The sequence below is a fragment of the Allobosea sp. GW821-FHT12C12 genome (assembly GCF_058807355.1).
Genome location: NZ_JBXAQP010000008.1, coordinates 77,072 through 99,064, shown reverse-complemented (window position 1 = coordinate 99,064; position 21,993 = coordinate 77,072). Strand labels below are relative to the sequence as shown.

General features: G+C 69.5%; 19 protein-coding genes. 7 read left to right on the top strand and 12 right to left on the bottom strand.

All coding sequences use genetic code 11. The annotated features are described in order from the left end of the window. Positions 1 to 6 precede the first annotated feature (6 nt). The gene (locus tag AC1RRW_RS13310; RefSeq protein WP_492901238.1) at positions 7 to 4,872 is read right to left on the bottom strand and encodes an NAD-glutamate dehydrogenase; all 4,866 of its coding nucleotides are present in this window, start codon (positions 4,870 to 4,872) and stop codon (positions 7 to 9) included. 151 nt (positions 4,873 to 5,023) lie between these two features. Between AC1RRW_RS13310 and AC1RRW_RS13305 the strand changes: the two genes are divergently transcribed. Further along, positions 5,024 to 5,641 (top strand): peroxidase-related enzyme, encoded by a 618-nt coding sequence (locus AC1RRW_RS13305; protein WP_492901237.1) that lies wholly within the window; start codon positions 5,024 to 5,026, stop codon positions 5,639 to 5,641. A 352-nt stretch (positions 5,642 to 5,993) separates the two neighbouring features. Next, the gene (locus AC1RRW_RS13300) at positions 5,994 to 6,359 is read left to right on the top strand and encodes a DUF2794 domain-containing protein (RefSeq protein WP_492901236.1); all 366 of its coding nucleotides are present in this window, start codon (positions 5,994 to 5,996) and stop codon (positions 6,357 to 6,359) included. A 3-nt stretch (positions 6,360 to 6,362) separates the two neighbouring features. Here the strand turns inward: AC1RRW_RS13300 and AC1RRW_RS13295 are convergent, their stop codons facing one another. The 4 genes from AC1RRW_RS13295 to AC1RRW_RS13280 form a co-directional block, all read right to left on the bottom strand. Then, a complete protein-coding gene (locus AC1RRW_RS13295; RefSeq protein WP_492901360.1) occupies positions 6,363 to 6,896 on the bottom strand; it encodes a GNAT family N-acetyltransferase in 534 nt (177 codons plus the stop codon). Positions 6,897 to 6,996: 100 nt separating this feature from the next. Continuing rightward, positions 6,997 to 7,782, bottom strand: coding sequence for a Bax inhibitor-1/YccA family protein (locus tag AC1RRW_RS13290; RefSeq protein WP_492901235.1), 786 nt, complete (start codon positions 7,780 to 7,782; stop codon positions 6,997 to 6,999). Between the two features lie 219 nt (positions 7,783 to 8,001). Next, positions 8,002 to 10,584: an ABC transporter permease gene (locus AC1RRW_RS13285; protein ID WP_492901234.1), complete on the bottom strand. Its 2,583-nt coding sequence runs from the start codon at positions 10,582 to 10,584 to the stop codon at positions 8,002 to 8,004. Then, positions 10,584 to 11,285: an ABC transporter ATP-binding protein gene (locus AC1RRW_RS13280; RefSeq protein WP_492901233.1), complete on the bottom strand. Its 702-nt coding sequence runs from the start codon at positions 11,283 to 11,285 to the stop codon at positions 10,584 to 10,586. The genes AC1RRW_RS13285 and AC1RRW_RS13280 overlap by 1 nt, the downstream gene beginning before the upstream one ends. A 177-nt stretch (positions 11,286 to 11,462) precedes the next feature. Between AC1RRW_RS13280 and AC1RRW_RS13275 the strand changes: the two genes are divergently transcribed. Both AC1RRW_RS13275 and AC1RRW_RS13270 read left to right on the top strand, forming a co-directional pair. Next, a complete protein-coding gene (locus AC1RRW_RS13275; protein ID WP_492901232.1) occupies positions 11,463 to 12,062 on the top strand; it encodes an arylesterase in 600 nt (199 codons plus the stop codon). A gap of 96 nt (positions 12,063 to 12,158) precedes the next feature. Continuing rightward, entirely contained in the window at positions 12,159 to 13,214 is a 1,056-nt protein-coding gene (locus AC1RRW_RS13270; protein WP_492901231.1) for an aldo/keto reductase, read from the top strand. A 15-nt stretch (positions 13,215 to 13,229) separates the two neighbouring features. Here AC1RRW_RS13270 and AC1RRW_RS13265 read toward each other — a convergent pair whose 3' ends face one another. From AC1RRW_RS13265 to AC1RRW_RS13255, 3 genes are all read right to left on the bottom strand, one after another. Continuing rightward, positions 13,230 to 13,835 carry a TPM domain-containing protein gene (locus AC1RRW_RS13265; RefSeq protein WP_492901230.1) on the bottom strand — a complete coding sequence of 202 codons (606 nt, stop codon included), beginning with the start codon at positions 13,833 to 13,835 and terminating at the stop codon, positions 13,230 to 13,232. Positions 13,836 to 13,866: 31 nt separating this feature from the next. After that, positions 13,867 to 14,601: a TPM domain-containing protein gene (locus AC1RRW_RS13260; RefSeq protein ID WP_492901229.1), complete on the bottom strand. Its 735-nt coding sequence runs from the start codon at positions 14,599 to 14,601 to the stop codon at positions 13,867 to 13,869. A 120-nt stretch (positions 14,602 to 14,721) separates the two neighbouring features. Then, complete coding sequence (locus AC1RRW_RS13255; protein WP_492901359.1) at positions 14,722 to 15,285, bottom strand: LemA family protein; 564 nt, start codon at positions 15,283 to 15,285, stop codon at positions 14,722 to 14,724. Between the two features lie 194 nt (positions 15,286 to 15,479). Between AC1RRW_RS13255 and ggt the strand changes: the two genes are divergently transcribed. Then, positions 15,480 to 17,231 (top strand): gamma-glutamyltransferase, encoded by a 1,752-nt coding sequence (ggt, locus tag AC1RRW_RS13250; protein WP_492901228.1) that lies wholly within the window; start codon positions 15,480 to 15,482, stop codon positions 17,229 to 17,231. Between the two features lie 6 nt (positions 17,232 to 17,237). On the opposite strand, the gene AC1RRW_RS13245 is transcribed toward ggt, so the two are convergent. From AC1RRW_RS13245 to AC1RRW_RS13235, 3 genes are all read right to left on the bottom strand, one after another. Beyond that, complete coding sequence (locus tag AC1RRW_RS13245) at positions 17,238 to 17,717, bottom strand: hypothetical protein (RefSeq protein WP_492901227.1); 480 nt, start codon at positions 17,715 to 17,717, stop codon at positions 17,238 to 17,240. Between the two features lie 5 nt (positions 17,718 to 17,722). Beyond that, positions 17,723 to 18,943, bottom strand: coding sequence for a dual-specificity RNA methyltransferase RlmN (gene rlmN, locus AC1RRW_RS13240; protein WP_492901226.1), 1,221 nt, complete (start codon positions 18,941 to 18,943; stop codon positions 17,723 to 17,725). 98 nt (positions 18,944 to 19,041) lie between these two features. Then, positions 19,042 to 19,629, bottom strand: a complete 588-nt coding sequence (locus AC1RRW_RS13235; protein ID WP_492901225.1) for an invasion associated locus B family protein — start codon at positions 19,627 to 19,629, stop codon at positions 19,042 to 19,044. Positions 19,630 to 19,926: 297 nt separating this feature from the next. Between AC1RRW_RS13235 and AC1RRW_RS13230 the strand changes: the two genes are divergently transcribed. Beyond that, positions 19,927 to 20,490, top strand: a complete 564-nt coding sequence (locus AC1RRW_RS13230; protein WP_492901224.1) for a sigma-70 family RNA polymerase sigma factor — start codon at positions 19,927 to 19,929, stop codon at positions 20,488 to 20,490. A gap of 7 nt (positions 20,491 to 20,497) precedes the next feature. Next, on the top strand, positions 20,498 to 21,472 hold the full coding sequence (locus tag AC1RRW_RS13225) for an NADPH:quinone oxidoreductase family protein (protein WP_492901223.1): 975 nt from the start codon (positions 20,498 to 20,500) through the stop codon (positions 21,470 to 21,472). Positions 21,473 to 21,476: 4 nt separating this feature from the next. Here AC1RRW_RS13225 and AC1RRW_RS13220 read toward each other — a convergent pair whose 3' ends face one another. Then, positions 21,477 to 21,851: a YkvA family protein gene (locus tag AC1RRW_RS13220; RefSeq protein ID WP_492901222.1), complete on the bottom strand. Its 375-nt coding sequence runs from the start codon at positions 21,849 to 21,851 to the stop codon at positions 21,477 to 21,479. Between the last annotated feature and the right edge of the window lie 142 nt (positions 21,852 to 21,993).

Sequence of the window (21,993 nt, the reverse complement as noted above, 5' to 3'; positions counted from 1 at the left end):
TCTTTGTCAGGCGGTCTTGCGCGGCAGATCGGCCAGCATGCCGGCGGCGACCATCAGCTTTGGCAGCGAAAGCCCCGACAGGGCAATGGCCGAGACGGTCGAGCGGGTGCGCTCCGCCTCCGTGCCGCGCAGGGCGAGCCAGGCGTCGAGCGCCGTCGCGCCAGTCCCTTGGCCTTGCCCGTTCGCGGTGACCTCCTGCGTCAGCCCGGCATGGGCGTCGGCCAACGTCTCGACGGCGCGCTCGCGCGCCAGCCGCTCGTAGTCGTCGGTGGCCGGGACGGCGGCCGCCGAGATCGCCAGCGCCGACAGCCCGAAGACCGAATCGATTCCGAAATGAATCCGCGCCACCTCGGCGACGGGCCGTCCGGTGCGCCCGGCGATGTCGACGATGTCGGTGGCCTGCGCCAATGCCGGCAGGCTGGCGACGCGCGCCGCCAGCGCCTCGGGCACGTTCTCGGCCGTCAGCACCGCGATCCGGGCCTGCCGCGCCTGGGCGGCGGCGTCCGGCAGCAGCGTATCGAGTTCGGCCGAGAGCGCCGCGACGCCCTGGGCGTAATGCGCCACCGTCGCCTCGATCGCGCCGGGCGTCGCGACGCCGCGGCGCAGGAACCAGCTCATCCGGTCGGTGACGAGCGTCTGGGCGGCGCCGTAGAGCCCGAGCTGGGTCTTGCCGGCGACCTTTGCGTCGAGCGCGTCGATCGCCGTGTTGAGCGCGATCAGGTCGAAGGAATCGCGCGCGATCGCATAGGCGGCGGCGATCGCCGGGGCCCCGGCGCGGGTCTGGTCGGCGAGCGTGGTGACGATCGCCGGGCCGCCGCGATTGACGATGGCGTTGGCGAGCTGGGTCGCGACGATCTCGCGGCGCAGCTTGTGGCCGGCGATCTCGGGGCCGTAGCCGTCGCGCAGGGCCTTGGGGAAGTAGCGGACGAGTTCGCTGTTGAGATAGAGATCGTCCGGCACGGGCGAATCGAGCAGCGCGTCGTGCAGAGCGAGCTTGGCATAGGCCAGCAGCACCGAAAGCTCCGGCCGCGTCAGGGCCTCGCCGCGCTTCTCGCGCTCGGCGATGACGGCGTCGCTCGGCAGGTATTCGACCGTGCGGTCGAGCCGGCCGGCCGCTTCGAGGGTCTGCATCAGCCGGCGCAGGCCCGGCGTCGCCGACACTCCCTGCGCCTCGGTCAGCGAGAGCGCCAGCGTCTGCAGATAGTTGTTGCGCAGCACCAGCAGGCCGACCTCGTCGGTCATTTCGGCGAGCAGCGCGTTGCGGGCGTCCTCGCCGAGCCGGCCGTCCTTGACCGGGCCGGCGAGCGCGATCTTGATGTTGACCTCGACGTCGGAGGTGTTGACCCCGGCCGAATTGTCGATCGCGTCGGTGTTGAGGCGCACGCCCTTGCGCGCCGCCTCGATGCGGCCGCGCTGGGTCGCGCCCAGATTGGCGCCCTCGCCGATGACGCGGGCGCGCAATTCGCTGCCGGTGACGCGGATCGCGTCGTTGGCGCGGTCGCCGACCTGCGCGTCGCTCTCGTCCGTGGCGCGGATATAGGTGCCGATGCCGCCGAACCAGAGCAGATCGACGCGGCTTTTAAGGATCGCGGTCATCAGCTCGGGCGGGGTGACCTCGGCCTGGGCTAAGTCGAGCGCGGCCTGCATCCGGGCCGAGAGCGGAATGCTCTTGGCCTGGCGCGAGAACACGCCGCCGCCAGCCGAGATCAGCGACTTGTCGTAGTCCTGCCAGGAGGAGCGCGGCAGCGCGAAGAGGCGCCGGCGCTCGGCCAGGGTCTTCGCCGGGTCCGGATCGGGGTCGAGGAAGATGTCGCGATGGTCGAAGGCGGCGATCAGCCTGATCGCCGGCGAGAGCAGCATGCCGTTGCCGAAGACGTCGCCCGACATGTCGCCGACGCCCGCCACGGTGAAGGGCGTCGTCTGGATGTCGATGTCGACCTCGCGGAAATGCCGCTTCACGGCCTCCCAGGCGCCGCGCGCGGTGATGCCCATGCCCTTGTGATCGTAACCCTGGCTGCCGCCCGAGGCGAAGGCGTCGCCGAGCCAGTGGCCCTTCTCCAGCGATAGCGCGTTGGCGGTGTCGGAGAAGGTCGCGGTGCCCTTGTCGGCCGCGACGACCAGATAGGGGTCGTCGCCGTCATGGCGCACGGTGTCGGGCGGCGGGACGACCGTCTCGCCGTCGAGATTGTCGGTCAGTTCGAGCAAGGTCCGCACGAAGATGCGGTAGCTCTCGGTGCCCTCCGCGAGCCAGGCGCCGCGGTCGGTCGCGGGCGGAAGCTGCTTCGGCACGAAGCCGCCCTTGGCGCCGACAGGCACGATGACGGCGTTCTTGACCTGTTGCGCCTTGACGAGGCCGAGCACCTCGGTGCGGAAATCCTGCGGCCGGTCGGACCAGCGCAGGCCGCCGCGCGCGACCTTGCCGAAGCGCAGATGGACGCCCTCGACACGGGGCGAATAGACGAAGATCTCGTAGAGCGGGCGCGGCAGCGGAAGCGAATCGACCCTGGCGCAGTCGTATTTGACCGAGATCGTGCCGCGCGGATGGCCGTCCGGGCCGATCTGGAAGAAGTTGGTGCGCAGGCCGGCGTCGATCAGGTTGACCAGCCGGCGCAGGATGCGGTCCTCGTCGAGGCTGGTGACCGCGTCGAGCGCGGTCTCGATGCGCCCGCGCTCGGCCGCCATCCTCGTCTCGCGCTCCGCCTCCACGAGGCGCGGATCGAACTTGGCGAGGAAGAGCGCGACGATGCCGGCCGCGATGCCGGCATGGCGGGTCAGCGCGTCGGCGATGTAGCCCTGCGCATAGGGCGCGCCGACCTGCCTCAGATAGCGCCCGAGCGCGCGCAGAAGCGCGGCTTCGCGCCAGGCGAGGCCCGCCGCCAGCACGAGCTGGTCGAAGCGGTCGGATTCGGCCAGCCCCCGGAACTGCGCCATCAGCGCCGCCTCGATCACCGGGTCGAGGCGCGCGACGTCGATCTCGCCGTCGTCGGCGCGCTCCAGCGTCATGTCGTGAAGCCAGACGCGGGTCGAATCGGGGGCTTCCGCCGAGCCGGGCGCCGGCTGCGGCGTCAGGTTGAAGGTGCGCTCGTTGACGACGCGGAAGCCCATGTTCTCCAGCACCGGCACGCGGGCCGAGAGCGAGATCGCGGAGCCGCGCGAGAACACCTTGAGATTGGCGCGCGTCGCGACGTCGCCCTCGCGCCGGTAGAGATTGACCGCGCGCGGCCGCTCGGCGGAGAGCTTCTGCAGCATGTCGATGTCGACGAGCGCGTCCGCAGCCGAGAAACGCTCGCGATAGGCCGCCCCGAAGGCGTCCGAAAAACGCTCGGCCAGAGCGCGCGCGGCGGGGCCGGCCTTCTGCGCGTCGAGCACGTCCTTGAGCCCGTCGCTCCAGGTCCGGACGATCGCGGCTATGCCCGCTTCCAGCGTGGCCTGTTCGATCCGCGGCGTTTTGCCCTCGTCGCGGCCGATGATGTAGTGCGTGCGGGCGAGCGGCCCGTCGGGATAGGCCGGATAGGCGGCCGACAGGCGGCCCTGATAGATACGCGTCAGGAACTCGCCGACGCGACGGCGGACCTGCGTATCGTAGCGGTCCTTCGGGATGAAGACGAGCACCGAGACGAAGCGATCGAACTCGTCCACCCGCGCCAACGCCCGGATGCGCGGCCGCTCCGTCAGCCGCAGGATGTCGACCGCGAAGCGCTCCAGCGTCTCGGCGTCGATCTGGAAAAGCTCGTCGCGGGGATAGGCGTCGAGCACGGCGAGCAGCGCGCGGCCGGAATAGCTCGCGGCGTCGAAGCCGGCGTTCCTCGCGACGCGGGCGACCTTGAGGCGCAGATAGGGGATCGAGCGGGCGCTGCCGGTATAGGCGTTGGAGGTCAGCAGGCCGAGAATGCGCAGCTCGCCGTCGAGCCGGCCGTCGGGCGTGAACAGCTTGACCCCGACATAGTCGAGATGGACGCTGCGATGCACCCGGCTCTTGACGTTGGCCTTGGTGATGATCAGCGCCAGCGGCTTGGCCAGGAAGGCGCGGATCTCCGGCGTGGTGACGACCATCTCCTTGTTCTTGCGCAGCACCCGCACGGTCGGGTCGCGCAGGATGCCGAGCCCCGAGCCTTCGATCGGGTCGGCCGCCGCGTCGCCGCCGGGGAAGCGATAGGCCCGGATGCCGAGTAGGGTGAAATTGTCGCCGGCGATCCATTCGAGAAACTGCAGCGCCTCCGCGACCTCGTCCTCGGGCAGCGGCGGCGGATTGGTGCGGTAGGCCTGGATCACCTCTGTGATTCGCCCGCGCATGGCGGCCCAGTCGTCGACGGCGAGCGCGACATCGGCATAGACGCGCATCAGCCCGGCCTCGAGCCGCTCGCGCGCTTCGGGCGTATCGATCCGGTCGAGATGGATATGGATCAGGCTTTCGCGCCGCGCGCCTTCCGGAGCGCGGCCGGCCGCCTCGCCGGCAAGCGAAAGGAATGCCCCCTCGGCATCGCGCACCACGGCGAGGATGGGGTGGGCGACGAGGCGCGGCTCGAAGCCCTGCCCGGTCAGTTCGGCAAGCGTCGAATCGAGCAGGAAGGGCTTGTTATCGTTGAGAACGTCGAGAATCGTGACCTGCCGGGCGCGACCTTCGCTGACGAACGCCTCGTCGTGGAAACGCAGGCGCACGGCGTCGTGCCGCCGCGGCTCGGTCAGGTAGTCATGCGCCGCCTCGGCGGTGCGGGCCAGCATGTCTGCCGGCAGCGCGGCAAGGTCCTCGGCGGCGACGCGGCCATAGAGCAGACGGGGAAAATCGGCGGGCAGCTTCGCGCCCAGGGCCGCCGCGCTGGCCTCGATGGCGGCAACCGCCGCGATCGTCGCATTCGTCACCCGCTTGGCCATGCCTGCCCCCTGTTATTTTGCCGCAGCGATGACATAGGCTGCGGCCCGGTTCAACGTTTGTCGCGCGTTTGGCGCACGCGCCCGCCACGATAGAGCGAGAACCCGACAGAATCTGTCGAAATTCCGCATCGATGTCGCGACAGGACGGACCATGACGATCAAGCATGACAAACCGAAGCCGGGCGAGGCTCCAGCAGCGCAGGACGCGCCGCCGTCGGTGACGGCGCTGGCCTTGGCCGAGGGCGAACTCTCGGCGGAAAACCGGGCCTATTTCGACAAATGCCTGGAAAAGCTCGGCTTCGTGCCGAACGTGCTTTTGTCCTACGCCCATGACGACGCCAAGCTCAGCGCGTTCGCCGCGCTCTACAACGACCTGATGCTGGCGCCGTCTGGCCTGTCGAAGCTGGAGCGCGAGATGATCGCGGTCGCGGTCTCGTCGGTGAACCGCTGCTATTACTGCCTGACCGCCCATGGCGCGGCGGTGCGCCAGCTCTCGGGCGATCCGGTGCTGGGCGAGCTGATGGTGATGAACTATCGCGCCGCCGAGCTCTCGCGGCGCCATCTCACGATGCTGGATTTCGCGGTGAAGCTGACCGAGACTCCGCATCTCGTCGGGGAAACGGACCGCGAGGGCTTGCGCGCGGCAGGGTTCAGCGAGCGCGACATCTGGGATGTCGGAGCGGTCGCGGCCTTCTTCAACATGTCGAACCGGATGGCCTCGGCCGTCGATATGCGGCCGAACGCGGAATACCATCGGCAAGCGAGATGAAGGCCCGGAGCGATGAAGGCTTGGAGCGATGAAGGCTTGGCCCAAAGAAAAACGGCCAGCGCGAAACGCCAGCCGTTGAGTTGGCCTCGACATCGCTGGCCCGACTCCACCGACGCTGCGGGGGGCTGGGGGGCTGACAAATCCGGAACGCGGACAAGCCGGGCCGTCGAGGCAACAGAGGCCAGTTGATCCGCCCAACTTGGCCGAGGCTTGGCGCGTTCGGGGCGAAATTGGGGCGGCGCCTACGAAGCCGTGATCGCCCGCCGATGCCTTGCCAGCACAGGATCGGGCGGGCATCATCGCGAAAGGACGGCAACAGGCGCGGCCCGCAGGCCCGCCGATGGGAGGCGCGATGAGCGAAGGCGAAACGCCGCAAGCGCAAGGATCCGGCGGCGTGATCGCCTTCCCCGCGCCGCGCCCCGCGACCGTCACCTTCGACCGACGCGAGTTGTCCGACCTGCTGAACCTCTATGGCCGCATGGTCGCCGCCGGCGAGTGGCGCGACTACGCCATCGATTTCCTCAAGGACAAGGCGCAGTTCTCGGTCTACCGCCGCTCCTCGGAGGTGCCGCTCTACCGGATCGTCAAGGATCCGGCGCTGGCCAAGCGCCAGGGCGCCTATTCGGTGGTGGCGGCGACGGGGCTGGTGCTGAAGCGCGGTCCCGAGCTCGGGCGCGTGCTGCGCGTGCTCGACAGGACGCTGAGCGTGGTGAGCTGAGGTTCACGCCGGCGTCGCCCGGTCGGCCTCGCCCAGTTCCTTCTGCATCAGCATCTGGTCGAGCCAGCGGCCGTGCTTGAAGCCGACCTTCTCGGCGACGCCGATCAGACGGAAACCGGCCCGCTCATGCAGGCGCCGCGAGCCGACCGAGGCGCCGGCGCCGTCGCCGATCACCGCGATCATCTGGCGGAAGCCGCGCTTCTCGCATTCCGCCATCAGCGCGTCGAGCAGGCCTGAGCCGATGCCCTGCCGCTGCGCATCGGGCGCGATGTAGATCGAGTTCTCGACCGTGGCGCGATAGGCCGGGCGCGGCCGATAGGCGCCGGCATAGGCATAACCGCGCAAGCATCCGCCGGTCTCCGCGACGAGATAGGGGTAGCCTCCGGCGAGGATCGTCTCGCGCCGTCGCGTCATCTCGGCCTCGTCGGGCGGATCGAGCTCCCAGGAGGCGGTGCCGTGCAGGACGGCGTGCCGGTAGATCGCGGTGATGGCCGGCATGTCGGCAGGCGCGGCGGGGCGGATGGTCAGGCTGCGGATGGTCAGGCTCATGGCCTGGATGATGCCCGAGCCCGCGCCCAAAAGAAAAGCCCCGGCCTTTGGCCGGGGCTCGTTCCGCCTGCGCGGCGTATTCGTCAGATCATTCGCTCTTATTGCCGAACAGGGTGAGCAGCATCTGGAACATGTTGACGAAGTTCAGGTAGAGCGACAGCGCGCCGTTCACCGAGAGCTTCGCGGCCTCCTCGGGGTTCATGTCCGAGTAGAGGTACATTTCCTTCAGGCGCTGGGTATCCCAGGCGGTCAAGCCGGCAAACACCAGCACGCCGATCGCCGAGATGGCGAACTGCAGCGCGCTCGACTGCAGGAAGAGGTTGACCAGCGAGGCGATCATCAGGCCGATCAGGCCCATGATCAGGAACGAGCCGAAGCCCGACAGCGCCTTCTTCGTGGTGTAGCCATAGAGGCTGACGCCGCCGAAGGTGGCCGCGGTGATGAAGAACACCTGCACCACCGACGCGCCGGTATAGCGGATCAGAAGCGTCGAGAGCGACACGCCCATCACCGCCGCGAAGGCGAAGAACAGCGTCCGCGCGGTCGAGGCGCGCAGGCTGTCGGCCTTGAACGAGAAGAACAGCACGAAGCCCAGCGGAGCGAGCGCGAACACCCACATCAGCGGCGTGGTGTAGAGCAGCTTGCCGAACGCCGTCAGATAGGTGCCGCCGAGACGGGCGACGCCGTTGGCCTGATCGGTGACGGCGAGCTGGTTGACGCCGAGCGCGAACAGCGCCGAAAGCGCCAGGCCGATCACCATGTTGTTGTAGACGCCGAGCATGAACGAGCGCAGGCCCTGATCCATCTCGACAGCGCTGGCCTGCTGTACCCTGCCGGCACCCCAGGCTGGAGCATTGCGGTCGAAGTTGCTCATCGAGCGAGTTCCCCTGACGTTGAATCCGAAGACGGACGTCGCCTCCGCGAAGCCCTGTCGTCGCGCACAATCGTGGCGATGTCGGGAATATGAGGGGGATCGCCGGCGCTTACAAGGGGAGGGCATGGTTAAGACGGCGCGCTTCATAGAAACGCCGCCGACCAACCATGCAAAGTCGACCGGGCGTCAGGTCTAGTTCCTGAGGGAAGCGCGGCGCTCTCATAAATTCCGCAAGTGAGAAGCCGGCGCTTTCGACAGTATTTTCAGCGTCCCGGTCAATCCGAACAGAACTGTGACGCCGATAGCCGTAGTCGCGGCCAGCAAGGCGCCGGTCGGATCACTGACGAATTCCAGCTTCATCACTTGCGTGACGACGCCCCACCCCGCCAGAGCGCCCGCGACAACGCCAAACAGGGCCGCGACAAATCCTATTGCTGCATATTCGAGGGCGTACGACGAAAGTATGAAGCGCCGCGTCGCGCCGAGCGTCTTCAGGATCATCGCGTCATAAAGCCGCGCGCGCTGGCCGGCGGCGAGCGCCCCGCCCAGCACCAGCAGGCTGGCGGCGATGGCGAGGCCCGATGCGCCGCGGATCGCGGTGGCGAGTTGGCGCACCACGACGCTGACCGCTTCCAGCGCGTCGCGCACCCGCACCGCGGTCACCGAGGGAAACTCGACCGCGAGACGGCGCAGCAGCGCGGCGTCGTCGGCCGGCGCGGCGCCGGCGGCCGGCGTCACCGTGGCGAGATTGGTATGCGGCGCGCCGGCGAATGTGTTGGGCGAGAACAGCATCACGAAATTGATGCCGAGCGAGCGCCATTCGACCTTGCGCAGATTGGCGACGCGGGCGGTGATCTGGCGGCCGAGCACGTTGATCGTCAGCGTGTCGCCGAGCTTGAGGCCGAGGCCGGCCGCGATCGGCGCATCGAACGAGACCAGCGGCTCGCCGCGATAATCGGCCGGCCACCATTGCCCCTCGGCGAGGCTGGAGCCTTCCGGCAGATCCGCCGCGTAGGTGATGCCTCGGTCGCCCTCCAGCACCCAGGCGGCCTGTTCGGAGGCCTTGATCTCCTCGGCCCGGACGCCGTTCACCGCGACGATGCGACCGCGCATCATCGGCGCGCGCTCCAGCGCCGCGCCCGGCCGCTGCTCGGCCAGGAAGGCGTCGAAGCGGGCCGATTCGGCGTTGGGGATGTCGAGGAAGAAGAAGTCCGGGGCCTTCCGCGGCAGCGCCTGGGTCAATTGCCTCGTGATGCTGACGTCGATGAAGGCGAGCGCCGAGAGCAGCGCGACGCCCAGGCCCAGCGAGAGCACGAGCGAGGGCGTCAGCGCACCCGGCCTGTGGCTGTTGGCGAGCGCCATGCGCAAGGCCGGCCCGCGCGGGCGCGGCAGCGTTCGCGCCAGCGCCATCAGGCCCCAGGAGACGCCGCGCAGCAGCAGGAAGACGCCGCTCATCACCGCGAGATAGATCAGCGCGATGCGCCGTTCATAGGCGAAGCCGACCGCGACCCCGACGAGTCCGGCCAGCGCCAGCGCGCCGATGACGAGGTAGATCGCGCGCGGGCGGCGGGCGTCCGGCGAGATCTGGTCGCGAAACAGCGCCGAGACCGGAACGTCATGAGCGCGCCCGAGAGGCAGGATGGCGAAGACCAGCGCCGTCAGCAGGCCGTAGAGCGCGGCGATGCCGAGCTCGCCCGGCGCGATCGTCGGCTCGAACGGCACGGGCAGGATCGCGCCGAAGATGGCGGCAATCGCATAGGGCGCGGCGGCCCCGAGCAGGAGACCGATCCCCGTGCCGAGCGCGGCCACCATCATCACCTCGGTCAGGTGGATCGCGACGACGCGGCCGCCGCTGGCGCCGAGCGCCTTCATCGTGGCGAAATCGAGCGTCTTGGCCTCGACGAAGCGGCGCACCGCATTGGCGACGCCGACCCCGCCGACCAGCAGCGCGGTCAGGCCGACGAGCGTCAGGAACTGGGTGAAGCGTTCGAGATTGCGCTGAAAATTCGGAGCGGCGTTGGAACGGGAGCGGATCTCCCAGCCGGCGTCGCGCTGCTCGGCCCCGGCGGCCGCGATCAGCGCCTCGAGCGCCGCGTCGTCGGAGGCCGCCGCCGGCAGCTGCACGCGGTAGGTCCAGCGCACCAGGCTGCCGGGCTGGAGCAGGCCGGTGGCGCGCAGCGCCGCTTCCGGCATCAGCAGGCGCGGGCCGAAGCCGACGCCGGACGCGATCTTGTCGGGCTCGGAGACGAGGCTGGCCCGAAGCTGGAGTTTTGCCGCGCCGACCGTGACGATATCGCCCGTCTTCAGGCCGAGGCGTCCGAACAGGACGGGATCGGCGACCGCGCCGAAGACGCCGTCGCGTTCGGCGAGCAGCGCCTGGATCGGCCCGGCCGGATCGGTGAAGACGGAGCCGATGCTCGGATAGCTCGCATCGACCGCCTTGATCTCGACCAGCGCGGAGCCCTTCTCACCGGCATTGGCCATGCCGCGCATCGTCGCGATGGCCGAGACCTGTCCGCGCGCCGCGAGGAAAGCGCGCTCCCGCGGGCTCGCCTCGCGATGGATCAGGCCGAAGGCGGCGTCGCCGCCGAGAATGCGCCGGCCTTCCCGCGACAGGCCTTCGGTCAGGCCGCGCGAGGCCGAGGCGACGGCGGCGATCGCCATGACGCCGAGCGCGAGGCAGGCGATGAAGACGCCGAAGCCGCGCAAGCCGGCGCGCAGGTCACGCCAGGCGAGCTTCAGCGCCAGCGGGAAGCCGGGCGTGCGCGCAGGGGGAGCGACGGGCTTGACGGGGGCGTGCATCAGGCGGGCGCCACTTCCGGCTCTGCTTCGATGCGCCCGGCGCGCAGGCGCACGGTGCGGTCGCAGAGCGCGGCGAGCGAAAGGTCGTGGGTGACGAGCACCAGGGTCGCCGCACGCTCGCGGCGCAGCGCGAAGATCAGGTCGACGATCGAGCGGCCGGTCGTCTCGTCGAGATTGCCGGTCGGTTCGTCGGCGACGAGGATCGCCGGATCCGGCGCGACGGCGCGCGCGATCGCGACGCGCTGCTGCTCGCCGCCGGAGAGCTGGGCCGGGTAATGGTCCATGCGGTCGCTCAGGCCGACATTGCGCAGTTCGGCCTCGGCGCGGGTGAAGGCGTCGCTCGCGCCGGCGAGCTCCAGCGGCAATGCGACGTTCTCGCGCGCCGTCATCGTCGGCACGAGATGGAAGGACTGGAAGACGATGCCGATGCGCCGGCCGCGGAACACCGCGAGTCCATCCTCGTCGAGCCCGCCCAGATCCTGCCCGGCGACGCGGACGAGCCCGGAATCGGGACGCTCCAGCCCGGCCATGGTCATCAGCAGCGTCGACTTGCCGGAGCCGGACGGGCCGACGAGCCCGGTCGCCTCGCCCGAGGCCAGCGACAAAGAAACGCCCTGGAGGATATGGACGCGGGCGGCCGCGCGCCCCAGACTAAGGTGGACATCCCGCAATTCGATGGCTGGAGCGGCGTTTTCGCTCATCGTGATATGATCCTGACTTCAACCGAGACCGACAGCTCCGCTCGCAGCCATCCAAGGCGCAAGCGCGGCGAAACGGCGGCGCGCCCCGTCCGGCGATATGGGTTCTCGTTTCCGCTTGTCCAATCATGGGTGGCGGTTTTTCTGCTGACGCTCACCTTCGTCCTCACAGTTGCGACCATGACCAAAGCCCAGACGCCGCCCGCGGCCGCCCGCGAGATCAGGCTGGTCGCGCTCGGCGACAGCCTCAGCGCCGGCTACAACCTGCCGGCCAGCGCGGCCTTTCCGGCCGTGCTCGAGCAAGCCCTGCGCCAGAAGGGCTTGCGCGTCTCGGTCGCCAATGCAGGCGTCTCGGGCGACACCGCCCAGGGCGGCCTCGACCGGCTCGACTGGTCCGTGCCCGACGGCACGGACGGCGTCATCCTCGAACTCGGCGCCAACGACGCCTTGCGCGGTTTCGATCCGGCGACCACCGAGAACGCCCTCGACCAGATCATCGCGCGGCTGAGGGGGCGCGGCATCGCCGTGCTGCTGGCCGGCATGTATGCGCCGCGCAATCTCGGGCCGGACTACGCCCAGCGCTTCGACGGGCTTTATCCCAGGCTCGCGCAAAAGCACGGCGTGATGCTCTACCCGTTCTTCCTGGAGGGGATCGCGGGAGACCGGGCGTTGAACCAGCCCGACCTGCTGCACCCCAACGCCGAGGGCGTGCGCACGATCGTCGCGCGCATCCTGCCGAGCGTCGAGCGCTTCATCGCGGGGCTGCCGGCCCAGCCCTGACCCTGCCGCGAGCCTCCGGGCAGCCGGCATCATCCTTGCCCCTCAGATATCTGTCTCGGCGCGTTGCGACGCGCCCTTCTTCCGGAGTCGACCCCCATGGAATACCGCCGCCTCGGCCGCACCGACCTGAACGTCTCCGTGATCTGTCTCGGGACCATGACCTGGGGCCAGCAGAACACCGAAGCCGAAGGGTTCGCGCAGATGGACTACGCCCTCGAACAGGGCGTCAATTTCTTCGATACGGCCGAGCTCTACTCGATCCCGCCCAAAGCCGAAACGCAAGGCTCGACCGAGCGGATCATCGGCAACTGGTTCAAGGCGCGGGGCAATCGCGACAAGGTGATCCTGGCCTCCAAGATCTGCGGGCGCGGCGGCTTCACCTGGTTCCGCGACGACAAGGGCCCGACCCGGGTCAACCGCAAGCAGATCATGGAAGCGGTCGACAAGAGCCTGAAGCGGCTCCAGACCGATCATATCGACCTCTACCAGATCCATTTCCCCGAGCGGCCGATGCCGTGGGGCTCGAATCCGACGCGCTTCAGCAAGGCGACTTTCGAGAAGCCGGCCGACGAGACGGCGATCCCCGAACAGCTCGACGCGCTCGCCGAGGTCGTCAAGGCCGGCAAGATCCGCCATCTCGGCCTGTCGAACGAGAGCGGCTGGGGGACGATGCGCTTCGTCACCGACGCCGAGACGCGGGCTAAGCCCCGCGTCCAGTCGATCCAGAACGCCTACAACCTGCTGAACCGCACCTTCGAGACCGCATTGGCCGAGATCGCCTTGCGCGAGGATGTCGGCCTGCTCGCCTATTCGCCGCTGGCGCAGGGCTTTCTCACGGGCAAGTATCTCGACGGGGCGCGGCCGGCCGGCGCACGCACGACGCTGTTCGACCGGGGCCAGCGCTACCAGACCGCAGGCGCCGAGGCCGCGATCAAGCGCTATGTCGCGCTGGCGAAGGAGGCGGGGCTCGATCCGGCGCAGATGGCGCTCGCCTTCGTCAACTCGCGCGCCTTCGTGACCGCGAACATCATCGGCGCGACTTCGCTGGAGCAGCTCAGGACCGACATCGCCTCGATCGGGGTGACGCTGCCGGCCGATCTCGAGGAGAAGATCGACGCGATCCATCAGGAGGTCGGCAACCCCTGTCCGTGAGGGCGGGCGCCCGGGTCAGAGCAGCACGACCTTGTTGGGCAGCTCGTCGACATCGTCGGGCGCCGGCGGAGCGTGGGGCGCCAGCACGCGGGCGATCGCGCCCACCGCCTCGATCAGCCCGGCGCGCAGCCGCTCCTGCCGCGCCGCGTCGAGCAGCGGCTCGATGATGCGCCGCCAGGTCTCGGGCTCGACCCGGCCGTCGATGCCGACATCGGCGATGATCTCGGCATAGCGCTCCTGCAGCGCGACATAGAGCAAAACGCCGGTTCGCCCGCGCGTCAGGGTCAGGCCGCGCGCGGTGAATTCGCGCAGGGCCACGTCATGGGCGCGCCGGCGCTTGACGAAGCCCGGCACGAAGCGCCCGCCGCGGCCGTGCCAGAGCAGCGCCGCGATCAGCAGGACGGCGCAGACGAGCTGGATCAGGAAGATGCGCGGCGCGCTGGTCGCGGTCAGCGCCAGGAGCGGCCAGGGCGTGAACAGCGCGAGCGTCAGCGCCATGATCAGCGGCGTCGAGCGGTAGCTGCCCGCCGCCCGGTCGATCACCACCATGATCTCGCCCGAGGTCAGCGTCTCGGCCTGCGCCACGGCCTCGGCGACCGCATCCCTGTCTTCGGCGTTCATCAGGGCTCTCCCCGATTCAGGATTTGCGCCATCACCAGTCCCCCGAAGCGCCGCCGCCGCCCGACGAGCCGCCGCCGCCGGAAAAACTGTCCGAACTCGACCCGGAACTCCAGCTCCCGCCGGACGACCCCGTGCTCCAGCCGGAGGAGGATCCCGCGGAGGGCAGAACGACCCAGCGGCCGTCGCGCATGCGGTGCCGTCGCGTTCCCTGCGCGCCGTTCAAGCCCCGCAGAAAGGCGAAGATCAGGATGAAGACGAAGACCATCGCCATGATGACGGCGACGGCTTCGATCATCGAGCTTTCGTCGTCGCGGACCACGGCGCGGCGCTGCCATTCCTCGGCGTCGCCGGTCAGGATGGTCAGGATCGCGTCGACGCCGGCCTCGATGCCGCCCGCGAAATCGCCGGTCTTGAACTTCGGCGCGATAGCCGTGGTGACGATGATCTTGGAGAGCGCGTCGGTGAGCGCGCCCTCGAGACCGTAGCCGACCTCGATCCGGACCTTGCGCTCGTTCGGGGCGACCAGCAGCAGCACGCCGTTGTTCTTTGCCTTCTCGCCGAGCTTCCAGAAGCGGAACAGGCCGTTGGCGAAGTCCTCGACACTGACGCCCTGGAGCGACGGCACGGTCGCGACCACGAGCTGGTCGGTGGTCTTGTCCTCATGCGCCTTGAGCTTGGCCTCGATGCGCTGGCGGGGGGCCGGCGCGATCAGGTTAGCGCCGTCGGCGATGCGCCCGGTCAGAGGCGGATAGCTTGGTTGGGCCAAGCCAAAGGTATTGAAAAAGCAAAGGAAAAGCAGGCTCAAGCAGGGGAGTATACCGCTCCCGCCCGTCTCCCTCCGGGAGAGGGGTTCCCGGCGCCTCGTTCGGACAGCGACGGCCACGCGTCAGAACTTCACCGCCGGCGGGCGCTCGGCTCCGGCCGTCGCCGCGAAGGTCTCCATCGCCTTCGCGCCCCAGAACAGCCTTGCCCAGATCACGCCAGGAAAGGTGCGGATCTCGGTGTTGAACGTCTGCACCGCCTGGATGTAGTCGCGGCGCGCCACGGCGACGCGGTTCTCGGTGCCCTCCAGCTGAGACTGCAAGGCGAGAAAATTCTGGTTCGACTTCAGTTCGGGATAGCGCTCGACCGTGACGAGCAGCCGCCCGAGCGCGCCCGAGAGCTGGTTCTGCGCATCCTGGTACTCCTTGAACCTGGCCGGATCGGTGATGGTCGAGGCGTCGACCTTGACCGAGCTCGCCTTTGCGCGGGCCTCGACCACGGCGGTCAGCACCTCGCGCTCCTGGGCCGCGAAACCCTTCACCGTCTCGACGAGGTTCGGGATCAGATCGGCGCGGCGCTGGTACTGGTTCTGGACCTCGCTCCAGCGCGCCTTGGCGGCCTCCTCCAGCGTCGGGACGTTGTTGACGCCGCAGCCGGCGAGCGCGAGCCCGAGCAGACCGGCGAGCATGACCGCGCCGAGGCGGCGACGGCGGAGCGGGACGGAGATCGACATCGGGCAGGCCTCTCGGAGCGTCGCATCCGGAGCCGGATGCGGGCCGACCTTAGCGCCGACCCGCCGCGTCTCCAAGACATGAAGGCGGAATGGCGCAAGGCGAGGCCGACGCGCTAGACTCACGGCAGCACGGGCAAGGGAGATCGATCATGAGCGACCGGATTTCGACATGCCGCGCGGTCGGGTTGCTGCTGGGCGTCGCCATCGCCACCGGCGCAGGCGCCCAGACGCCCGCGCCCGCGCCGGAGGCCGCCACCGGGCGGATCGCCAAGGTGTCCGGCGTCGCGCAGCGCCATATGGCCGCCGCCGCCAACCCGCTCGCCGCGAACGCCGGCCGGGAGATCCTGCGCGCGGGCGGCAGCGCCACCGACGCCGCGATCGCGATCCAGCTCGTGCTCAACCTGGTCGAACCGCAGAGTTCCGGCATCGGCGGCGGGGCGTTCTTCGTCCATTGGGACGAGGCGAAACGCACTGTGACCACGCTGGACGGGCGCGAGACCGCGCCCGCCGCCGCCAGGCCCGGCCGTTTCCTCGGCGCGGACGGCAAGCCGCTTTCGTTCCGGCAGGCCGTGGTCGGCGGGCTGTCGGTCGGCGTGCCCGGCACGATGAAACTGCTGGAGGAGGCGCACAGGCGCTGGGGCAATCTGCCCTGGCCGCGGGTGATCGCGCCCGCCATCGCGCTGGCCGAGCAGGGCTTCGCGATCTCGCCGCGCCTGAACGGGCTTCTCGCCGGCGAGGCGGCCCTGAAGAGCGATCCGCGCGCCGCGGCCTATTTCTACGAGCCGGACGGCAAGGCGAAGGCGGTCGGAACCGTGCTCAAGAATCCCGCTTTCGCCGCGACGCTGCGCGCCATCGCCGAGCGTGGCGCTGCCGCTTTCTATGAAGGCCCGATCGCGCAGGACATCGTCGCGACGGTGACCGGGCATGCCGGCAATCCCGGCGACATGACGCTGGCCGATCTCGCCGGCTACCGCGTCGTCGAGCGCGAGCCGGTCTGCGGCGCCTATCGTGTCTGGCGCATTTGCGGCATGGGCCCGCCGAGTTCGGGCGCGGTCGCGGTCCAGCAGATGCTCGGCATCCTGGAGACGCGCGACATGGCGCGTCTCGGCGCGGGCGCCGAAGCCGCCCACTGGTTCAGCGAGGCCGGGCGGCTCGCCTTCGCCGACCGGGCGCTCTACCTCGCCGACCCGACTTTCATCGGCATCCCGCTGGCAGGCCTGATCGACCGCGACTATGTCCGCGGACGGGCCTCGCTGGTCGGCCCGGAGACATCGATCGGCCGGGCCAGGGCCGGCGAACCGCCCAACAAGCGCGCCCAGCTTCTCGCGCCGTCCGACGGCGTCGAGAACGGCACCAGCCATATCTCGGTGATCGACGAGGCCGGCAACGCGGTCTCGATGACCACCACGATCGAGGACGGCTTCGGCGCGCGGCTGATGACCGCCGGGGGCTTCCTGCTCAACAACGAACTGACCGATTTCTCCTTCGCGCCGGAGGAGGACGGAAAGCCCGTCGCCAACCGGGTCGAGGGCGGCAAGCGGCCGCGCTCGTCGATGGCGCCGACGCTGGTCTTCGACGCCTTCGGACGGCTCCATGCCGTCGTCGGCTCGCCCGGCGGCAGCCAGATCATCGGCTATGTCGCCAAGACGCTGGTCGCGCTGCTGGACTGGAAAATGGACCCGCAACAGGCGGTCGACCTCGGCAATTTCGGCAGCCGCAACGGCCCGACCGAACTTGAGAATGGCACCGAGGCCGAAGCCTGGAAGGCGGCGCTGGAAGCGAAGGGCCACGAGGTCCGCCTGCTCGAGATGACCTCGGGCATCCAGGCGATCGTCAAGACGCCGGAAGGGTTTTTGGGCGGGGCGGATGGGCGGCGCGAGGGCGTGGCGGTGGGGGATTGAGCTGACTCAAATCTCGCTGCGCCGTTCTCCGCCAGCCCCACGCCCCGCGATGATCCAGTAGACAAAACCCGTAGCGGCTCCGACCAGGAACAGCGCGCCGATCACTCGCGTCTCGGCCTCGGTCGGCGCGCGCGAGAGCCGCAGCATGGCGAGCGGCAGGAGCGTGGCGAGGAGGCCGGTCAGCCCGCTCTGGATCAGGCCCCCGCGCAGCCGGAACAGCTCGCTGAAGATAGCGACCAGCACCACCGGCGCGACGATGATGGCGAGGCCGAGCCGGCCGATCAGGCTGAAGGCGGCCGCCGCCGCGGGACCGGGATCGACGCCGCTCTCGGCGAGGCCGAACAGCGCGTCCATCAGCCGCTCGAAGCCGCCGCCGATCAGGAGCGCGATCTCGCTCGAGGCGATGCTCGCGGCCATCATGGCGAAGAGGCCGGCGCCCATGGCGACGAGCAGGGCGAAGGGGATCAGCAGAAGCCAGCGCAGCATCGCGGTCAGCCGGCCTGTGCCGCGGCGTCGGCCTCGTCCAGCATCAGCCGGGCGCGGGCCGAGAGCTTCTCGGTCTCGCTCTTGAGCTGGCCGCAGGCGGCGAGGATGTCGCGGCCGCGCGGCGTGCGCACCGGCGAGGCGTAGCCGGCGCGGAAGACGATCTCGGAGAAACGCTCGATCCGGTCCCAGTCCGAGCATTCGTATTTCGTGCCGGGCCAGGGATTGAACGGGATCAGGTTGATCTTCGCGGGAATGCCCTTGAGCAGCCGCACCAGGTCGCGCGCCTCGGCGTCGGAGTCGTTCACGCCCTTGAGCATCACGTATTCGAAAGTGATGCGCTTGGCGTTCGAGACGCCGGGATAGGTCCGGCAGGCCTCGAGCAGGTCCCGGATCGGATATTTCCTGTTCAGCGGCACGAGCTCGTCGCGCAGATCGTCGCGCACGGCGTGCAGCGAGATCGCCAGCATCGTCCCCATCTCGTCGCCGAGCGGGCCGATCCGCGGCACGACGCCGGAGGTCGAGACCGTGATTCGGCGGCGGCCGAGCGAGAGGCCCTCATTGTCGGAGACCACGTCGATGGCTTCGCGCACGCCGTCGAAATTGTAGAGCGGCTCGCCCATGCCCATGAAGACGATGTTGGAGACGAAGCGTCCGCCGTCGTTCGGCACGAAGGCGCCGCCCGGCGCGCCGCGGTTCGGGAAATCGCCGAGCCGGTCGCGCGCCACCATCAATTGCGCGACGATCTCCTCGGCGGTCAGGTTGCGCACGAGACGCTGCGTGCCGGTATGGCAGAAGGTGCAGGTCAGCGTGCAGCCGACCTGGCTGGAGACGCACAGCGTGCCGCGGTCGACCTCGGGGATGTAGACGCATTCGATCTCGGCGCCGCGGTCGCGCGGGCCGGTCGGGGCCATGCGGATCAGCCATTTGCGGGTGCCGTCGGTCGAGACCTGCTCGGCGGTGACCTCCGGCAGGTCGAGCGTGAAGCGTTCGGCCAGCGCCCCGCGCAGGCCCTTGCCGATCGTGGTCATCGCGGCGAAGTCGCGCACGCCGTAATGGTAGATCCAGTTCCAGAGCTGGCCGACGCGCATGCGCCGCTCCTTCTCGGGCACGCCGATCTCGGCCAGCGCTCCGGACAGGCCGGCGCGCGTGCGCCCGACCAGCGAGAGCCGCCGCGGGAAAACGGGTTCGGCCGCCGGTGCGGCGGGAGCGAGAAGGGTCGTGGTCATCGGAACTCTGGCTGGGCTCGGGCGTGTCGCGCCGCCCTGGTCAGGCGCGGCTCATAGCACGAGAGACGCCGCCCGCGAAACCGGCCTGAAGGCGAGCCCTACTTGCAGGCGTCCTCGGCCCGCTTGACGACCTGGGTCAGACCGGCGAGCGAGTATCTGTCACTGGTCGCGTTGCCGCGCTTGGAGGTGGCTTTCACCTCGAGGGCGGCGCCCTTGCGCAGCGTGTCGAGCATGCGCGGCTCCTCGGCCGGATTCTTCAGGAACATGTACTTGCCCTTGGCGACCATCGCGAAGCGCTCTTCGCCGATCACCGCCTGATGCTCGACGTCTTCCTTGACGTCGAAATTCATCACCAGGCTGATCTCGTTGCGCACGCCCTCGCCGGGTCGACTGGAGACGAAGAGCAGCCCCTCGACATCCTTGAGGTTCGCGGGCGAGCGCGTCTCGGCCTTGGAGAGCGCATAGCAGATCTTGTTGCGGCCCTGCTGCGAGGAGAAGGCCTGCCATTTGCCGGCGGTCTCCAGCAGCATCGCCTGGGCCTGGGCCTGGGTGGCGCCGGCCGTCGCGGGGGCGGCAGGCGCTCCACGCCGGGCCTGCGCGCTGGCGCTTCCGGCCGCGAGGCCGGCGGCGAGCGCGAACGCGAGAGAGGTGAGCCGGATGGCGGTGGGGGCAAAACGTGGAATCATCGACCGCCATCAATCAGCAGAAATCTTAACGCCGCCTTGACCGAGGGGCGATCTGGCCACGCGGAACAACGACAGGAACCTTAACACGTCGGATAGAATGTCACGATCCTGGCGAAAATGCGAATAGGCTCGCGCGGGGCCGGTTCCGTTCGCCGCCGCCGCATGCGACAACGGCGCCTCTGCGGCCGGCCGGCGTGGACCTGGTCGTCGCGGCGCTTCGGAACGGATGGCAAACCAGGTGCGGGCGAAAGAGATCACGGCTTGCGATCGCCGGCCGGTCACGTCCGGAGGGACGGCGTGACGCCGCCCGACTTCGCCGCGCTTCTGCGCGCGGTTGCGGACCAGCGCGACCGCGCCGCCTTCACGGCGCTGTTCGACCATTTCGCGCCGCGCCTGAACGGGTTCCTGCTGCGGCAGGGCTGCGATGCCGCGCTGGCCGAGGAGGTCGTGCAGGACACGCTGTCGACGCTGTGGCGCAAGGCCGATCTGTTCGACCCCGCGAAGTCCTCGGTCGCGACCTGGCTCTACCGAATCGCGCGCAACCGCCGCATCGATCTCGCCCGGCGCGACCGCTCGGGCCGGATCGACCCCGAGGACCCGATCCTGCATCCCGTGCCCCAAGTCGAGCCCGACCGGCTGATCGACGCCCAGCGGCGCGAGGAGGCGCTCAGGCAGGCCCTGCAGAGCCTACCCGAGGAGCAGTCGCGACTGGTCAGGCTCGCCTTCTTCGAGGGATTGTCGCATGCCGAGCTCGCCGCGCGCACCGGGCTGCCGCTCGGCACGGTGAAGTCGCGGATCAGGCTCGCCTTCACGCGGCTCCGGCGCGTGCTGGAGGCCGACGGCGTGGTCGAAGCGGGGTGAGGATGCGATGAGGGCGCTGCTTTGCGAACGGCATGGACCGGCGGAGGACCTCGTCATCCGCGATGTGCCCGAGCCGAGGCCCGCCCCGGGCGAGGTCGTCGTCACGGTCAAGGCGGCGGCGCTGAATTTCTTCGACACGCTGATCATCCAGAACCGCTACCAGACCAAGCCGGCGCTGCCCTTCTCGCCCTCGGCGGAATGCGCCGGCACGATCGCGGCGCTGGGCGAGGGCGTCACCGGCTGGCGCATCGGCGAGCGCGTCGCGGCCTGGCTCGGATACGGCGCCGCGCGCGAGAAGGTCGTGGTGCCGACCGACGCCATCGTCAGGGTGCCCGATGCGCTCGACGAGGCGCAGGCGGCGGGCCTGTTCGTGACCTATGGCACGGCGATGCACGGGCTGATCCAGCGCGCCGGACTGAAAGCCGGCGAGAGCCTCGCCATCCTCGGCGCGGCCGGGGGGGCCGGACTCGCCGCGGTCGAGATCGGCGCGCTGCTCGGCGCCCATGTCATCGCCTGCGCCTCCTCGGCCGACAAGCTGGCGCTCGCACGTGAGCATGGCGCGCAGGAGGAACTCGACTACACCAGCGAGGATGTGAAGGCCGGGCTGCGCCGGCTGACCGAGGGGCGCGGCGTCGACGTGCTCTACGACACGGTCGGCGGCGATCTCGCCGAGCCGGCCCTGCGCGCCATGGCCTGGGAGGGGCGCTATCTCGTGGTCGGCTTCGCCGGCGGCGCGATCCCGGAGATCCCGCTCAACCTGCTGCTGCTCAAGAGCTGCGATTTGCGCGGCGTGTTCTGGGGCGAGTTCGTCACGCGCGACAAGGCCGGCCACCGCCGCAACATGGAGCGGCTGCTGGAATGGGCGGCGGCGGGACACATCCGCGCCCATGTCCATGCGACCTTCCCGCTGGAGCGCTGGACCGAAGGCTACGCGCTGATCGGCGACCGCAAGGCCAAGGGCAAGATCGTGCTGACGCTGTGACCGCCTAAAGCTCTGCCATCGCCTGCTTCGCCTTCTCGCGATGCTCGGGCGTGATTGAACTCGCCACGGCCGCCAGCGCCGCCGCGATCACCGCCGCGTCGTCGGTGAAGCCGAGGATTGGCATGATGTCGGGGATCGCGTCGAGCGGCAGCACGAAATAGCCGAGCGCCGCCAGCAGCGTCAGGCGGACGCGGCGCGGCGTCGCCGGATCGCGCGTGCAGATCCAGGCGGCGAGCATGTCCTCGGTGAAGGGAATGCGCTTCGCCACTCGCTTCAGGCGGGCGAGAAACGTCTCGCCGAAGCGCGCCTCGTCGCGCAGACTCCGGCGGATCGCCGCCATCTCTTCCTGCGTGAAGCGCGAGGTGAACCCTTCGCTCATGCCGTCTCTCCCGTCTCCCATCTCGGCGGCATCATCCTGGCGCGCAGGCGTGTCCGCAATGTCGAAAGATGTGGCCCCTACCGAGAAGCCGCACAAGAGCCTGGCCAAACATGCCGCTTGGAGCGCACCGGCCAAGGCTCTA

What these genes read in the sequence shown, in the direction of transcription:
- AC1RRW_RS13310 (WP_492901238.1), bottom strand. Translation starts at nt 4,872, where the DNA reads ATGGCCAAGCGGGTGACGAATGCGACGATCGCGGCGGTTGCCGCCATC.
- AC1RRW_RS13305 (WP_492901237.1), top strand. Translation starts at nt 5,024, where the DNA reads ATGACGATCAAGCATGACAAACCGAAGCCGGGCGAGGCTCCAGCAGCG.
- AC1RRW_RS13300 (WP_492901236.1), top strand. Translation starts at nt 5,994, where the DNA reads ATGAGCGAAGGCGAAACGCCGCAAGCGCAAGGATCCGGCGGCGTGATC.
- AC1RRW_RS13290 (WP_492901235.1), bottom strand. Translation starts at nt 7,782, where the DNA reads ATGAGCAACTTCGACCGCAATGCTCCAGCCTGGGGTGCCGGCAGGGTA.
- AC1RRW_RS13285 (WP_492901234.1), bottom strand. Translation starts at nt 10,584, where the DNA reads ATGCACGCCCCCGTCAAGCCCGTCGCTCCCCCTGCGCGCACGCCCGGC.
- AC1RRW_RS13280 (WP_492901233.1), bottom strand. Translation starts at nt 11,285, where the DNA reads ATGAGCGAAAACGCCGCTCCAGCCATCGAATTGCGGGATGTCCACCTT.
- AC1RRW_RS13275 (WP_492901232.1), top strand. Translation starts at nt 11,463, where the DNA reads ATGACCAAAGCCCAGACGCCGCCCGCGGCCGCCCGCGAGATCAGGCTG.
- AC1RRW_RS13270 (WP_492901231.1), top strand. Translation starts at nt 12,159, where the DNA reads ATGGAATACCGCCGCCTCGGCCGCACCGACCTGAACGTCTCCGTGATC.
- AC1RRW_RS13265 (WP_492901230.1), bottom strand. Translation starts at nt 13,835, where the DNA reads ATGAACGCCGAAGACAGGGATGCGGTCGCCGAGGCCGTGGCGCAGGCC.
- AC1RRW_RS13255 (WP_492901359.1), bottom strand. Translation starts at nt 15,285, where the DNA reads ATGCTCGCCGGTCTGCTCGGGCTCGCGCTCGCCGGCTGCGGCGTCAAC.
- ggt (WP_492901228.1), top strand. Translation starts at nt 15,480, where the DNA reads ATGAGCGACCGGATTTCGACATGCCGCGCGGTCGGGTTGCTGCTGGGC.
- AC1RRW_RS13245 (WP_492901227.1), bottom strand. Translation starts at nt 17,717, where the DNA reads ATGCTGCGCTGGCTTCTGCTGATCCCCTTCGCCCTGCTCGTCGCCATG.
- rlmN (WP_492901226.1), bottom strand. Translation starts at nt 18,943, where the DNA reads ATGACCACGACCCTTCTCGCTCCCGCCGCACCGGCGGCCGAACCCGTT.
- AC1RRW_RS13235 (WP_492901225.1), bottom strand. Translation starts at nt 19,629, where the DNA reads ATGATTCCACGTTTTGCCCCCACCGCCATCCGGCTCACCTCTCTCGCG.
- AC1RRW_RS13225 (WP_492901223.1), top strand. Translation starts at nt 20,498, where the DNA reads ATGAGGGCGCTGCTTTGCGAACGGCATGGACCGGCGGAGGACCTCGTC.
- AC1RRW_RS13220 (WP_492901222.1), bottom strand. Translation starts at nt 21,851, where the DNA reads ATGAGCGAAGGGTTCACCTCGCGCTTCACGCAGGAAGAGATGGCGGCG.